A 15,139-nucleotide genomic window follows, 5' to 3' on the forward strand; every position below is an offset into this window, starting at 1 on the left:
CGGGTCAGGCTCCCCCGGGCCCCCAGGCCTGGAGCGCGCTCACGGTCGCGACGTACGCGCTCTCGGTGGCGAGCGGCAGGAACGACGGGTGCAGCCCGCCCACCACGCCCGAGTAGTTCGCCGCGAGCACGGGCACGCCCCGCTCGGTCGTCATGGGCACCGAGACGCGCACCGCGGTGACCTCGACCGGGTCGATCTCGAACACCGCGACCCGGTCGGAGAACTGGTCCTCCTGCTCGACGACGTCCTGCCACGTGCCGTCGGGCAGCTGGACCGAGACGGTGTAGTCCCGCAGCCCCATGCTGCAGCACCGGATCCCTGCCGTGGCGACGCCGATCCGGTCGATCGTCTGCGGCCCGTCGGTCGTCACGGTCACCGAGGGGTTCTCGTCGACGACGTCGTCCGCGAGGCGCCCGGATCTCCACGGGTCGCGGACGTCGAACGTCCCCGAGGTCACGACCTGGGCGTCGGCCTCCTCGTGGGTCGAGGTGGCCGTCACGGGCCGGCCGGCCAGGAGGTCCGGGCCGAACGGCTGGGTGGCCTCGACCGCGAGTGCCTGGCCCGGCGCACCGACGAGGAAGACGGGCGCTCCCGTGACCGGGAGGTCGGCACCGTCCGGGCCGACCTCGATCCTCGTCTCGGCCCCGTACTGGTCGACCATCCGCAGCGTGCCCGGGCCGCCGTCGGCCGTGACGCGCAGCGTGGTCGACAGGTCGTCGCCCCAGACCGCGAGCAGCTGCTCGCCCGTCGGTCCCACGGCCGAGGCCGCGAACGTGCCGGGCGCGCCCGTCTCGACGAACGTGGGCGACCCGTAGGGGGCGAGCAGCGCCGAGGTCGCGGCGAACGCCGCCCCGGACGGCTTGACGTAGCTGCCGTACTGGACGAGCGACCACGAGTTGCCCGACTCCCCGAAGCCACCCTCGGAGAAGAAGTACGTCCACTCGTCGATCCCCTCGGACCCGTACCAGAGCAGCTTGCGTGCGACGTCCGAGCCGCCCGCCCAGAAGTTCGCGACGCCGTCGGACCACCAGCCGGACTCGGTGTCCCAGACGGGCAGGTCCCCGCACGGGGCCACGGCCTCGCGCAGCGCGTCCAGGTCGTCGCCCGGCTGCGAGAAGCCCTGCTCCTCCCACGAGCGGTTGAGGCCCGTGTAGGGGTGGATCCCGACGACGTCCATCGAGGCGCACCCGCCGGCCTCGACGAGCGCGGCCCACCAGTCGGGCACGATGCCCAGGGTGTTGCCGCCGACGATCCGGATGCCCGGGAACGCGGCGCGCGCCCCGGCCGCGAACGGCGCGCCGATCTGCTCCTCGTACTGCGCGCCGTCGTCGAAGCCCGTGTTGTTGGGCTCGTTCCACGGCTGCCAGGCCACGATCTCCGGTGCTTCCTGCGTGATCGCCGCGACGATCTCGCGCGACCAACCCTCCCAGGTGCCCGCGTCGACCGCCGCCCGCTCGGCCTCGCCGCCGGACCCGAGCTGCAGCGTCAGCGTGACGCCGGTGGCCTCCGCGAGCGCCGCAGCAGCCGCGAGCTCGGCGAACGGGTCGGCCTCGGCCCCTTCCTCGGGCTCGGGCACGCCTGCGCTCGGGAGCGAGTCCCAGACGAGCCCGTCGGCGCTCGGGGTGCCGGTCGGGTCGGGCACGATCGCGCCGAAGTCGAGCTGCCAGCGGAAGCTGCCCACACCGAGCTGGTCGGCGAGCTGCACCCCGCGCAGGACGGAAGCCCCGCCCCAGTCGGCGCCGTCGGCCAGCCCGGCGAGGTCGAGCGGGGCGCCGGGGGCCCCGACCGTGTAGCGCAGGCACGTCCCCGAGACCGGGTCGCCGCTCTCGCGGTCGACCAGCGCCGCGTCGACCTCGTAGACCCCGGGCCGCGTGGCGGGCAGCGTCACGGGCACGTCCCCGCCGTCGGTCGGGATGTCGACGACCTGCTCGTCGCCCACGACCGGGTCGAACACCCGCGGGTCTCCCCGCACCTGGAAGCGCAGCTCGTACGTGTCGCTCCAGCGCCCCCACGAGTCGTCGAGGCTCAGGCGGACCGCGGGCTCCTCGCCCGGCGGGAAGTAGTTGTAGACCTCGTCGGTCACGAGCCCGGCCCCCGCCCCCATGACCGAGAGGAAGCCGTCATTGATCGCGTTGTACTTCACCGGCGCACCGAGCTGGTAGGCCATGCGGTCGGCCGTGACAGCGGTGAGCGCGACGGCCCCCTCGCTCGTCGTGAGCGCGTAGTACGTGCCGTCGTCGAGCACGAGGGGCGAGCCGTCGAGAAGCGTGAAGTCCGCGTCGAGGTCGGCGCGCGCGTCGGGCCACACGCCGCGGCGGACGCCGTCCGCGCCCACGTGCTCGAACCCGAGGCCGTCCTCGATCACCACGAGACCGTCGCCGTCGGGGGCCGGTGCGACGCCGACCACGGCGTCGAACCAGTGCTGCGAGGGCTTGGCGAACGCCCACTTGCCGTTCGCGGTCGCCCCGAGATGCAGCTCCTCGGCCCCGTCCTGGTCGAGGACCGTCAGGTCGTCCGTGGCCCCCGCGTCCGACTTCCCCGACGACTCGAGCACCAGCCCGCCGTCCGGGAGCTGCCCCAGCACCTGGCCCGGGAAGTCGTCCCGGGTGCCGACGATCTTCCCGTCGGTCCCTACGAGGTGCAGGGTCTGCTCGGTCTCGTGCACGCCGATCACGGGCCGGCCGTCGAGGTCGTCCCACATCGCCATGCCGTACAGGTCGAGGACCCCACCCTCGGTCTGGTCACCCTCGGGCAGGTGCGTCGTCCAGGACCGGGTGCCGTCGGGCTCGAAGCGGACCAGGTCGCGGCGCTGCATGAGCGTGTCGAGGAAGTAGATCCCGCCGTCGGCGTCGACCTCGAACTGCTCGGGGCTGAACGCCTCGTTGCCCTCGTCGAGCTGCAGCTCGAAGTCCGTCGTGCCCTTCGCCTCACCTGTCGTCACGTCGTAGCGGGTCACGCGGTAGGCGCTCGACCGGTCCCACTCGAGGACGTAGGCGAGCCCGTCGCGGACCCGCATCGAGAGGACGGTGCCGTCCGTCAGGGTCGCGACGTCGTCGACGACGTCCCGGCGCCCACCGAGCTCGGCCGGGTCGACCCCGTCGTGCGTGATCTTGTCGACCACCGGGAACCCGCACACCGGGGCCGCCCCCGGCTCGCTCGCGCTGACGACCGTGGGCATGGGCGGACCGGACGTCCCGGGGTCCGCGGCTGCTCCGTCGCCGACCGCGCGGACGACCAGCACGGCCGCCGTGGCGACCACGACCGTCCCCGCGACGCCGACCACCCAGGACCGGCGTCGTCGGTACCAGGGGGTGGGGCGCTCGCTCGGCTCTGGCGGGTCGGTCACGTCGGTGCTCCCGTCGGGCCCGGAAAGGTGGGCCAAGGGTCGATCGTACGTCGGGTCCCTGTCGCCCCAGAGGCCCCGGGGGGCACATTTCACCCCCTCGGGCGCAGGGTCGACCGCCCGGACCATCCCCTACGCTGACCGCATGGACACGGACCTGCCCGACGTCGCCCGTGCGCCCTCAGGCGGATCGGTCCTGTGGCTGAGCAACGAGACCCCCGACCGCGATGGTCAGGGCGGCCAACGACGCCAGTACTTCCAGATCCGTGCCCTGGTCCGCGCGGGATGGTCGGTCCACGTCCTGACCCTCGCCGGGGACCAGGACGACACGACCCTGCGGGAGATCACGACCGTCGAGCGCTTCGCGCCGTTCCTCCACAAGCGCCTCCCCCACCCGACCCGCTACTTCCTGGCGCGCCGTCGTGCGCGCTCGGGCCGGTACGACCACGTGATCGTGGCCCACCTCGAGTCCTGGGCGCTGCTGCGCGGGGCCGGGCGCCGGCTCGGCGTCCCCGTCCTCGTCGACGTCCACAACGTCATGAGCCCCTGGCTGTCCCGGTACGGCAGGACGCGTGAGGCCGCCACGTTCCGCCGGATCGAGGACCGCGTCCTGCGTGATGCGTCGGCCGTCTCGGTGTGCTCCCCCGCCGAGCTCGACCGCCTGCCGGACGGTGGGACCGCGCGGCGGATCGTCGCGCCGCACGGGATCGACGAGTCCGAGTGGTCGCCACCCCCCGCCGCTGTGCCGGGACCCGTCGTCGGGATGTTCGGCAACTGGTCCTGGACCCCGAACACCGCCGGGATCGCGTGGTTCGCCAAGGACGTGTGGCCCCGTGTCCGCGAGGCCGTGCCCGACGCCGAGTGGCACGTCGCGGGGAGCGGCACCCCCGCGCGGTTCGCCGAGATCGAGGGCTTCCGCGGGCTCGGTCGCGTCCCCGCGCTGACCGACCTCACTGCGGTCTCGCGCGTGGTCGGAGTCCCCGTGCGCGCGGGGGTCGGCGCCCCGGTCAAGTTCGGCGAGGCCCTCGCGACAGGGCGCCCCGTGATCGCCACGACCGACGGTGCGAGCGCGCACCCGGGCTCCCCGGCGCGCGTCACGAACGACACCGACGAGTGGGTCGCCTGGCTCGTCGAGCGGCTGGGTCCGGACCCCGCGCTCGCCGACGACGAGGGTCGGCGGACCTACCGCTGGGCGATGGACCAGCTGCCGTGGGAACGCACGACCGCGCCGATCGTCGCCTGGCTGTCCGAGAATTCCACCCGCTCCAGGGCCTGATCCGGCGTCCGCCCGCTGATAGTGTGCCCGTGTCGTAGAAGGCCCGGTTCTCACCGGTCGAGACTCCTCCGACCACCACACGATCCGCATCGCGCGGACACCATGCCGAAGGGGACACCGTGGCGGATCCCGCTGTTGCCGTGAAGGGCCTGGGCAAGTCCTACCGCATCGCGAAGAGCGGCTTCCGGCCGACGACCGCTGCCGAGGCTGTCATCAACCGGGTCAAGCACCCGCTGCACAAGCCCGAGTTCGAGGACTTCGAGGCGCTCAAGGACGTCAGCTTCGAGGTTCCGTGGGGCGAGGCCCTGGGCATCATCGGGCGCAACGGTGCGGGCAAGAGCACGCTCCTCAAGGTCCTGACCCGGATCACCGCACCGTCGGCGGGCCGCATCGAGCTGGGCGGCCGGGTGGGCAGCCTGCTCGAGGTCGGCACCGGCTTCCACCCCGAGCTCACGGGACGGGAGAACGTCTACCTCAACGGCACGCTGCTCGGCATGCGGCGCAAGGAGATCCAGCGCCGGTTCGACGAGATCGTGGACTTCTCGGGGGTCGAGAAGTTCCTCGAGACCCCGGTCAAGCGCTACTCGTCGGGCATGTACGTGCGCCTCGCGTTCGCGGTCGCCGCGCACCTCGAGACCGAGATCCTCGCGATCGACGAGGTCCTCGCGGTCGGCGACGCCGAGTTCCAGGCCAAGTCGCTCGCCAAGATGCGCGACGTCGCGCGCGACGGTCGCACGGTGCTGTACGTGAGCCACCAGGCGCAGACGGTCTCCGCGTTGTGCACCCGGGCGATCTACCTCGACCAGGGCAAGCTCACCTACGCGGGCAACGTCGAGGACGCCCTCGCGGAGTACCGCAACAGCTTCACGAGCTTCCACGTCGCCCAGCAGGACGCGTCCCGACGTGCCGGCACCGGCGAGCTCCGCTTCACCGAGGCGTCGATCGCCGAGGAGACCATGGAGCCCACCGAGGACAAGGTCATCGAGTTCGCGGTGAACGCCAACCCGGACCTCGTCGGCAGCTACTTCGTCTCGTGCCACGTCAACGACATGAACGGCAACATCGTCGTCCAGTGCGACTCGCGCCTCGTCGGCCTGTGGCTCGACCCGACCGTCCCGCAGCGCGGCGCACTGACCATCAAGGACCTGTGGCTCAAGCCGGGCAAGTACACGTACGACCTGTACGTGTGCAAGACCGGCATCCTCGACGCCTGGGAGGGCGCGGGGGCCTTCGAGGTCCTGCCCAACCCGCCGTACCCCGAGGTCACGTCCGACGAGGCGCTGACCCACGGCATGGTCCTGGCCGACTTCCAGTACGAGAGGTGGTGACGATGAGCAAGACCGTGATCACCCCGCCCGGGCGGTGGGACCTGCCGTCGGTCAAGGAGCTGTGGGAGGCCCGCGAGGTCCTCATCAGCTTCGGTCGGCGCGACGTCCTGCTGCGCTACCGGCAGACCGTGATCGGCGTCGCCTGGGTCATCCTGCAGCCGCTCGCCGCGGCCGGGATCTTCGCGATCGTGTTCGGTCAGGTCGCAGACCTGCCGAGCAACGGCGTCCCGTACTTCATCTTCGCCTTCGCGGGCCAGCTCGCGTGGAACGTGTTCAGCGGCGTCGCGAGCCGCTCGTCGTCCTCGCTCGTGGCGAACCAGTCGCTCGTGTCGAAGGTCTTCTTCCCGCGCATGCTCGTGCCGCTCTCGACGATCCTCGCGGTCCTCGTGGACTACGCCGTCGCGTTCGGGCTGTTCGTGATCCTGCTGTTCGTCTACGGGATCAACCCCGGCTGGCCCATCCTGCTCCTGCCGTTCTGGACGCTGCTGGCCGTGCTGCTGGGCGCCGCGATCGGGGTCGCGAGCTCGGCCGTCATGGTCAAGTACCGCGACGTCGGGTACGCCCTGCCCTGGGTCGTCCAGATCCTCATGTACGCGACCCCCGTCGCGTACTCGTTGGAGGCCGTCCCGGCGAACCTGCTGTGGATCTTCAACATCAACCCGCTCACGTGGCTGCTCGAAGGCTTCCGCTGGTCGCTGCTCGGGCAGGCGGCCCCCGAGGCGTGGCAGGTCGTCGCCCTGGTCGTGGTGTCGGGGCTCGCCTTCACGGGCGGCGCGCTGATCTTCCAGAAGCTCGAGCGTGGCTTCGCCGACGTGATCTGAGCCCGCCAGGAGGGATCTCGATGCAGCGATCCACGGACGCGGTCGACCGGCCGTACGTCCACGTCATCACGCCGGGCGACCACTACTCCCCGAGGACCGGCAGCGCTGTACCCACGGTCGTGGACGGCCTGGTCCGCGGCGCGTCCGCAGGGTCCGCGCCGTCGTCGGTCGTCGTGGCCCGTGGGACGTACCCGGACCGCTATCCCGGCGTGGACGTCGTCGAGTACCCCCAGGTCTCGGCGCGGCGCGCGGACCGCTACCTGGACGCCGCGTCGTCGCGCGTGGGCCTCCCCCGGTTCGGCGCCCGCCGCGCGTTCGCGGCCACCGTCCAGGACCAGGCGTCCTGGGCTCCGTCGTTCGTCCTGGCGCACAACGCCCCCCAGCTCGTCCCGCTCGTCGACGCGTCGCGGCACGTCCCGGTCCTGTACGCGCACAACCAGCTCCTGCGCTCCTACGGGCACCGCGAGCTGGCACGCGCGCTCGGCCAGGTCTACCGCATCGTCTGCGTCAGCGAGTTCCTGGCCGACGAGACGACGTCGTTGCTCCCACGCTCGCTCCAGGACCGTGTCGTCGTCGTGCACAACGGGGTCGACGCCCCCGCTCCCCCTCCGGTCCGGCCACGACCTCGGGGCGATCGCCTGCACGTGGTCTTCGTCGGCCGCACGATCCCCGACAAGGGCGCCGACGTCCTCGTGGACGCGGTCCGTGCCCTCGCGCGCGACGACGTGCGGCTCACGGTCGTCGGCTCCGCGGGCTTCGACGCCGCGGCCCCCCTGACGCCCCACGAGAAGGACCTGCGACGCCGTGCGTCCGGCGCGGTCGGCCCCGTGACGTTCACGGGCTTCCTCCCGCGCGCCGAGGCCCGCGAGGTCCTGCAGACCGCCGACGTCGTCGTCGTCCCGTCGCGCTGGGCAGAGCCCTTCGCGCTCACCGCGCTCGAGGGGATGGCCGCGGGTGCTGCGGTCGTCGCCTCGGACATCGGAGGCATCCCCGAGGCCGTCGGACCCGCGGGCCTCCTCGTCGCGCCCGACGACGTCCGCGCGCTCTCGCAGGCGCTGGCCGCCCTCGCGGACGACGACTCGTTGCTCGCGCGGTCCAAGAGTGCCGGGGCCGCGCGCGCCCACGACATGGACTGGTCCCGGGCTCGCACCCGGCTGGACGCGGTGCTCGGGAGCGCTCGCGCACGGACACCCGGGGCGAGCGCATGAGCCCCGTGACCTCCCGCCTCGTGCGGCTCAGCGACGTCACCCCGGCCGAGGCCGGACGGTGGGCCGACCTGGTCGACCGTGCGCTCGAGCCCAACCCCTTCCTGTCCCCCGCCTACCTGCTCTCCGCGTCCCGGTGGCTCACCCGCACCGCGGGCATCCTGCTCCTCGTCGTCGAGCGGGACGACCGCATGATCGCCCTGCTCCCCCTCAGCCGCGAGGACCGCTTCCACGGGACGCCCCTGCGGTACGCGACCACCGCAGGTGCGTTCCTCAAGGACGACGCGCCGCTGTGCGCACCGCTGGTCGACACGGAACACGCGACCGTCGCGCTCGACGGGCTGCTCGGCTTCCTCGCGGACCGGCGCAACGGCGTCCCTCCGCTCGTCGAGCTCACGCTCCTCCCGGGGAGCGGCGCGCTCCACGAGGCTCTCCACGACGCGTGCCGACGCGCCGGGGTCCCGATGCTCGAGCGATCCCGGTTCGAACGGGCCTTCCTCGACCGTGCGAGCGATGCGCCCGCCCCACGGGACGCCCTGAGCCGCTCCAAGCGCAAGCAGGTCGAGCGTCTGACCCGTCGCCTCGAGGAGGCGACGGGATCCTCTCTCGTCATGGAGGACCGCGGGGACGACCCGCACGCGTTCGAGACCTTCGTCGCGCTGGAGGCCGCCGGCTGGAAGGGGGACGTCGACCAGGACGGTGGCGCCCTCGAGGTGACCCCGGGCGCCGTCGAGTGGTTCACCGACGTCACGGACGGGCTCCGCGAACGCAAGAACCTCCGCCTGCTGACGCTGACGGCAGGAGAGGACGTCGTGTACATGTCCTTGCTCCTGGGCGCGGGCGGGTCTCTCTACTCCCTGATGGACACCTACGACGAACGGTTCGCGAAGTTCAGCCCCGGGGTGATCGGTCGGGTCATGGAGCAGGAGTTCGTCCTGGGAAGGACGACCGCGGACCGTTTCGACCCGTGCCTGCACCCCAAGAACGTCGGTCCGAGCGGTCTGTACCGGGACCGGCGGACGCTGGTCGGGGTCGTGCTCGCGACCCGCGGCCTCCTCCCGCGCTTCCTGGTGCGCTCGGTGCCGACATTGCGCCGGCTGCGTGCTCGCGTCGTGGGCACGCCTCGCGAGACGCCGGAGAACGCGTCATGATCGGAACGACCTCCCGTGAAGGGCGCCCGACCATGGCATGGAACGACCGCGGGATCCTGGCCGCGACGCTGGGACACACCGGCAGGGCCTGGACCGATGCGTCGTCCGACCCCGCACCGGCCGATCCCGAGTTCCTTCGACGCACCACCTACCTCGGGCCAGAGCTCGCCTTCGAGCACCCCGGTGAGGGCCCGCCGTCGGGCTTCCCGACGGTTCGCTGACACCTCCTCTCCTCCCTCCCCGGGTCGATCGAGGATCTTCTCTCGCCCCCGCCACTCCCCCGTGCAGCCCGCAAGGGCTCGCTCCGCCGTGCGGCCCCTTCGCGCCGCCTCCTCGAACGGGAACCCATGCCTTCGAACGACTCGCCCCGCCTGTCCGTCCGCCTCGCCGCAGTCTCCACGCTCGGCCCCGAGGACGTCTCCCGCTGGAGAGACCTCGCCGACCACGCCGCCGAGCCCAACGTGTTCTACGGGCCGGACTTCCTGGTCCCGACCGCCGCGCACTTCGACCCGGACCGCACCCTGCGCCTGGTGGTCGTCGAGTCGGGTGGCACGTGGCTCGCGCTCATGCCCTACGAGATGGTCCCGGCGAACCGCCGCTGGCCGCACCGGCACGCGTCGAACGACGGGCCGATCCTCAACCAGTTCACCTCGCTCGGCGTCCCGCTCCTGCACGAGGGCGACGCCCGGCGGGCCGCCACCGGCCTCGTGCGGGCCTTCCGGCGGTTCTCGCACGAGCTCGGCGGGAGCATCGAGATGGCGTTCGTCTCGGGCGACGGCCCGGGCGGTGCCGCGCTCCAGCGGGCGTTCGCGGACGAGGGGTCGAGGCTCCACGTCTGGGGCGGGGACGAACGGGCCGCGGTCCGCTTCGCCGAGGTCGAGGATCCGGGGAGCTTCGGCTACCTCCCGAGGTCGCGCGCCAAGGCCGTCCGCCGTCGGGCCCGTCGCCTCACGGAGGCCGCGGGCGTCCCGGCCGAGCTCGACTCCCTGACGCTCGACGTCGTCGAGGACCCCGCCGAGTTCCTCCGGTTCGAGCTCGAGACCTGGAAGGCCGACCCGGACCGCGACGGGGTCGGCTTCTCCCGGCTGCGCGAGGGACCCGAGTGGTTCGTGGACGTCTTCCGTGCGCACGCGGCCGCGGGGCGCGCGACCCTGCTCGCCCTGCGGCCCGCGGGCGAGACCTTCTACATGGCCGCGTTCCTCCGGTCCGGAGGCACGCTGTTCGCCTGGTACGACGAGTATGCCGAGAAGGGGGCGCAGCACGCGCCGGGCGTCCTGGGGCGCCTGCTCACGGTCAAGCGGTTCGCCGCCCAGGGCGACCTCGACCTGCTCGACTCGTGCATGCACCCGTCCCTCTACCCCGACCAGAACGAGCTCTACCCCTCGCGACTGCGCACGGTGTCCTTCACGGCCGCGCTGGGACGCTGGCCGGGGCAGCTGCTGCTCCGCGAGATCGTGGCCCTGGGGCAGCGCCGACGCGTGCTCGCGGGCCGGGTGCGCACGGCCAGGGACGAGCGCCGTACCCGCGCAGAGCGTCCCCCGACCCGCGACGTCAGGCAGGCGGCGGAGTCTGGGTCCTGAGCGCGACGACCTCGGCAGCGCTCAGCGCGCGGTCGTAGAGCCTGACGCCGTCGACGGCACCCTTGAGCGGGAGCGTGCCGCCGGGCTGCCCACCCAGGAGCAGGGGCAGGGTGTTGACCCCGACGGTCCCCGGGCCTGCGGCCGACCCCTGCTCGACACCGTCGACGTACAGCCGCATGCGTTGACCGTCGTACGTCCCCACGAGGTGCACCCAGGTGGTGCCGTTCGACGGGTACGTCGACGTGGCGTTGACCCGGTAGGTGTCCCCCGCCGTCGCCTGGTTGAGACGGAGGAAGGCCTTGCCCGCGCTGGACAGCCCCAGCTCGAAGCCGTCGGTCGCGCTCGGTGAGGCCTTCTTGACGACGTACTGGGTCGCGACCTGCTCGGGCCGTACCCAGGCGGCGACGGTCAGGGCCGACGAGACGTCGAGCGCGTCCGCGTCGGGGATCGAGACCTTGCCCGTCGCGCCGTCGAACCGCACCGCGGACCGACCGCCGGCCGTGACCCACGTGGTCCCTCCGGACAGGGCTCCGACGTTGCCCCAGCCCGACGTGTCCGCGGCGGCGAGCCCCGTGCCCTCCTCGAGGTCCCAGGCCCCACGCAGGCCGTCCGCCGGGGTCACCTGGACCCTCGCCGTGGCGACGGACGACCAGAGCCCGTTCGCGCCGACGCGGAACGTGAAGGTCGTGGTCCCGACGTATCCGGTGGCGGGCGTGTACGTGAAGGCCCCCGTGGCGGGGTTCGTGACCACGACCGTGCCCGACGCCGGAGCGGCGACCACCTCGAACGTCAGCGCACCCCCGCTCGGCGAGCTGCCCGCGAGCGTCCCCGAGACCGCGGCACCGGCCGTGGTCGACGCCGAGACGTCCTGTGCGACGGGCGGCAGGGCTGGCTGCTCGACCGACTCGTGGAGCGACGCGACCTCCGCCGCGGTCAGCGCACGGTCGAGGAGGCGCACGGAGTCGACGGCCCCCTGGAAGGGGTACAGGCCGTCGGGCTGCGCACCGATCGTCAACGGCAGCGTGTTGACCCCGACCGACGCCGGACCCGCGATCGAACCCTGCTCGACCCCGTCGACGTAGATCCGCAACCGCTGACCGTCGTACGTCCCCGCCAGGTGCACCCACGTGCTCCCGTTCGTCGGCAGCACCGACGTCGCGTTCACCCGGAACGTGTCCCCCGACGTCTTCTGGTTGACCCGCAAGAACGGCTTCCCCGCGCTCGAGATCCCCAGCTCGTACCCGTCGGACGACCCCGACACCGCCTTCTTCACCACGTACTGCGTCGCCTGCCGCTCCGGACGCACCCACGCCGAGACCGTCAACGCCGACGACACGTCCAACGCCTCGGAGTCGGGGACCGACACCTTGCCGGCGTTGCCGTCGAGTCGGACCGCCTTGCCGTCGGTGCCGTCGACCCAGGTCGCGCCGCCCGACAGCGTGCCGGTCTGTGCCCACCCGGACGAGTCGGCGGACGTCGTCCCGCTGCCCTCGTCGAGCTCCCAGGTACCGCGGACCCCCGGAGCGGAGGTCACGCGCACGGTCTGGGTCGCGACGCTCGACCACGTCGAGCCCGCCTTGGCCCGGAACGTGAAGGTCGTGGTCCCGACGTATCCGGTGGCGGGCGTGTACGTGAAGGCCCCCGTGGCGGGGTTCGTGACCACGACCGTGCCCGACGCCGGAGCGGCGACCACCTCGAACGTCAGCGCACCCCCGCTCGGCGAGCTGCCCGCGAGCGTCCCCGAGACCGCGGCACCGGCCGTGGTGGTGGAGGCCCCGTCGGTCGCGACCGGGGTCGTGGGCACGGGGCCACCGCCCTGGACGATCTCGGTGATCTGGGCTGCGGTCAGCGCACGGTCGGACAGGCGCACCGAGTCGACCGCGCCCTGGAAGGGGTACAGGCCGTCGGGCTGCGCACCGATCGTCAACGGCAGCGTGTTCACGCCGACCGACGCCGGACCCGCGATCGAACCCTGCTCGACCCCGTCGACGTAGATCCGCAACCGCTGACCGTCGTACGTCCCCGCCAGGTGCACCCACGTGCTCCCGTTCGTCGGCAGCACCGACGTCGCGTTCACCCGGAACGTGTCCCCCGACGTCTTCTGGTTGACCCGCAAGAACGGCTTCCCCGCGCTCGAGATCCCCAGCTCGTACCCGTCGGACGACCCCGACACCGCCTTCTTCACCACGTACTGCGTCGCCTGCCGCTCCGGACGCACCCACGCCGAGACCGTCAACGCCGACGACACGTCCAGCCCGTCCCCGTCCGGCACCGAGACACGGCCCGTCGACCCGTCGAGGCGCACGGCCTTGCCCGCCTTGCCCGTGACCCAGCTCGTCCCCCCGGTCAGCGTGCCCTGGAAGCCCCAGCCCGAGGAGTCCGCCGTGAGCACGCCCGCGCCCTCGTCGAGCTCCCACGTGCCCCGGGTCCCCGCCACCGCCGTGACCCGCACGCTCTGGGACGCGACGTTCGACCACGTCGACCCCGCCTTGACGCGGAACGTGAAGCTCGTGGCCCCCACGAAGCCCTCGGCAGGCGTGTACGTGAACGCCCCCGTGGCGGGGTTCGTCACCGTCACCGTGCCCGACGACGGAGCCGCGACCACCTCGAACGTCAGCGCACCGCCCACGGGCGACGACCCCTTGAGGGTCCCGGTCGCAGCGACCCCGACCGACGTCGCGGTCAGGCCCGCCGTGGCGACCGGGCCACGCGGGTCGATCCACGGCAGCCGCGCGGTGCCCGCCGTCGAGCTCGAGGCGGCCATGACGAGCGTCGCGCCGGGCACGTTCTGCTTGGCCCCCGTGACGTTGTTGTAGGTCCCGTCGAGCACCGTGGTGGCGTTCTGGGAGAAGGAGATCGCGTCGAGGGGGGTCACCTTCTCGAGGATGTCGTCGAGGACCTCGCTGTGCGTGTAGACGACTCGCAGGAGGCCCGTGGCCTCGTCGATCTCGACGATCGGGCGCGTACCCAGACGATCGACCTCGTACAGCGGGTCCCACGTGCCGCCGGCGCGACGCACGAGCAGCGCGATCACGGTCGACCCCGGAGAGTCGTACGACGTCTTGACCGCGGCGTACAGGGTGCCGTCGGAGGCCACCGCCACGTTCATGTGGTCGTCTGCCATGCCGTCACCGAGGTTCAGGGCAGAGGACTGCGCGGGCTTCTCGTCGGCCGTCCACGTCTGCGGGTTCGTCCCGTCGACGTGGGTCCGGAAGCCGAAACGCTTGGTGTTCTGGTTGGACCAGAGCACCCCGATCTTGCCGCCGGGAAGAGCCGTGACCATGCCGATGTCGTCGTCGAGGACGCCCGAGGCGACGGTGACCGGGGCGGAGAAGGTCGTGTACGGCGCATCGCTGTAGCGCGCCTGGATGCTCGTGCTGGTGTCTGCGACGAGCCAGAGCCGCCCCGTCGAGTCGACGTCGATGGTCCCCGTCTCGCTCCCGGGGAGCGAGACCGTGGTAGCGGTCGTGCGCTGCGACCACGGCTGATAGGCGTTCGACGAGGCGACGTACTCCAGCGAGACGAGCGACGTCGTCGGGCCGTGGAGAAGCACGTGCGCGACGTCGCCCACCACCTTGACGTCCGCGCGCACGTCGGTGCGGTCCGAGATCCGCACCACGTTGGTCCAGGTCCCGGCCGTCAGGTCGTAGCGCCACACCCACGTCCCCGCGGGGGAGGTGCTCGTCGAGGCGAGCGCGGCCCACCAGGTGTCGTGCGCGAACCACAGCTTGGACTGCGGCTTCTCGCCCGTGTTGCCGCTCAGCGGGACGGCCGTCGTCGTCAGTGCCGTCTCCGCGGTCAGGGCGCTCGGCCCGTTCGGCGCGGCGTCGGCCGCGGGCGCCGGCGTCTGCCACGCCAACGTCACGAGCCCGGGCTCACCGGCCTTGGTCCCGACCTCGACGAGGTACTCCTCGCCCGCGACCGCGTCGAAGGCCACCTGCGACGTCGCGACGTCGCCGTCGTCGTCGTTGGACGCGACGACGGTCGTCGGTGCCGCAGCGCGACGCACGGCGACCGTGGTGTCGAGCTCGCTGCCGCTCGTCGAGAAGCTGATCCGGCCCGACTCGGGCGCGGTCCACCGCCACCACAGCGACGTCGCGACCGTCGTCGGGGTCTCGGGCCCTGCGCCGTCCGCCGAGAAGTTCGGGGCGACGTCCTGCCCGACGAGGCCACCGATCTCCCGGCCCTCGGCCCTGGTGTCGCCCTGGACCGTGGTCACGGGAACGCTCCCCGGGCCCGCTGCCGAGGCTGCGCGGAGGTCACCGGAGACGACCGACCCGGCCGTCGCGAGCACGAGGGCACCGACCAGTAGCGGCGCGGTGATCCGCACCACCGAGCGGCGAGCCGTCGCGGGTCGACGGTGAGATCCGTCAGAGCGTGCCATCTACTTCGTTCCTGTCCGGAGTCTCGTGCGGTGCGTCCGCACGCCGCGGCG

Annotated in this window: 9 protein-coding genes; 7 read left to right on the top strand and 2 right to left on the bottom strand. The window is 72.6% G+C overall.

Features of this window, described 5'->3' with window-relative positions; genetic code table 11:
• Positions 1 to 4 precede the first annotated feature (4 nt).
• Complete coding sequence (locus ACIPWA_RS06405; RefSeq protein ID WP_400288890.1) at positions 5 to 3,382, bottom strand: hypothetical protein; 3,378 nt, start codon at positions 3,380 to 3,382, stop codon at positions 5 to 7.
• Positions 3,383 to 3,488: 106 nt separating this feature from the next.
• On the opposite strand from ACIPWA_RS06405, the gene ACIPWA_RS06410 reads away from it, so the two are divergent.
• The 7 genes from ACIPWA_RS06410 to ACIPWA_RS06440 all read left to right on the top strand — a co-directional run bounded on the left by ACIPWA_RS06410 (position 3,489) and on the right by ACIPWA_RS06440 (position 10,704).
• Complete coding sequence (locus tag ACIPWA_RS06410) at positions 3,489 to 4,619, top strand: glycosyltransferase family 4 protein (RefSeq protein ID WP_400288892.1); 1,131 nt, start codon at positions 3,489 to 3,491, stop codon at positions 4,617 to 4,619.
• A gap of 119 nt (positions 4,620 to 4,738) precedes the next feature.
• Positions 4,739 to 5,947, top strand: a complete 1,209-nt coding sequence (locus ACIPWA_RS06415; RefSeq protein WP_400288894.1) for an ABC transporter ATP-binding protein — start codon at positions 4,739 to 4,741, stop codon at positions 5,945 to 5,947.
• 2 nt (positions 5,948 to 5,949) lie between these two features.
• Positions 5,950 to 6,768, top strand: coding sequence for an ABC transporter permease (locus ACIPWA_RS06420; RefSeq protein ID WP_056764177.1), 819 nt, complete (start codon positions 5,950 to 5,952; stop codon positions 6,766 to 6,768).
• A gap of 20 nt (positions 6,769 to 6,788) precedes the next feature.
• A complete protein-coding gene (locus tag ACIPWA_RS06425) occupies positions 6,789 to 7,976 on the top strand; it encodes a glycosyltransferase family 4 protein (RefSeq protein ID WP_400288897.1) in 1,188 nt (395 codons plus the stop codon).
• The gene (locus ACIPWA_RS06430; RefSeq protein WP_400288898.1) at positions 7,973 to 9,124 is read left to right on the top strand and encodes a GNAT family N-acetyltransferase; all 1,152 of its coding nucleotides are present in this window, start codon (positions 7,973 to 7,975) and stop codon (positions 9,122 to 9,124) included. Before ACIPWA_RS06425 ends, ACIPWA_RS06430 begins: the two co-directional genes overlap by 4 nt.
• Positions 9,121 to 9,345, top strand: a complete 225-nt coding sequence (locus tag ACIPWA_RS06435) for a hypothetical protein (RefSeq protein ID WP_400288900.1) — start codon at positions 9,121 to 9,123, stop codon at positions 9,343 to 9,345. The genes ACIPWA_RS06430 and ACIPWA_RS06435 overlap by 4 nt, the downstream gene beginning before the upstream one ends.
• A 126-nt stretch (positions 9,346 to 9,471) precedes the next feature.
• Complete coding sequence (locus tag ACIPWA_RS06440; RefSeq protein ID WP_400288902.1) at positions 9,472 to 10,704, top strand: GNAT family N-acetyltransferase; 1,233 nt, start codon at positions 9,472 to 9,474, stop codon at positions 10,702 to 10,704.
• On the opposite strand, the gene ACIPWA_RS06445 is transcribed toward ACIPWA_RS06440, so the two are convergent.
• Positions 10,676 to 15,088 carry a LamG-like jellyroll fold domain-containing protein gene (locus tag ACIPWA_RS06445; RefSeq protein WP_400288904.1) on the bottom strand — a complete coding sequence of 1,471 codons (4,413 nt, stop codon included), beginning with the start codon at positions 15,086 to 15,088 and terminating at the stop codon, positions 10,676 to 10,678. The two genes, ACIPWA_RS06440 and ACIPWA_RS06445, sit on opposite strands and share 29 nt — an antisense overlap.
• Positions 15,089 to 15,139 lie beyond the last annotated feature (51 nt).

This window comes from Oerskovia enterophila, from assembly GCF_044748475.1.
In the GTDB taxonomy this organism is placed as follows: Bacteria; Actinomycetota; Actinomycetes; order Actinomycetales; family Cellulomonadaceae; genus Oerskovia; species Oerskovia enterophila.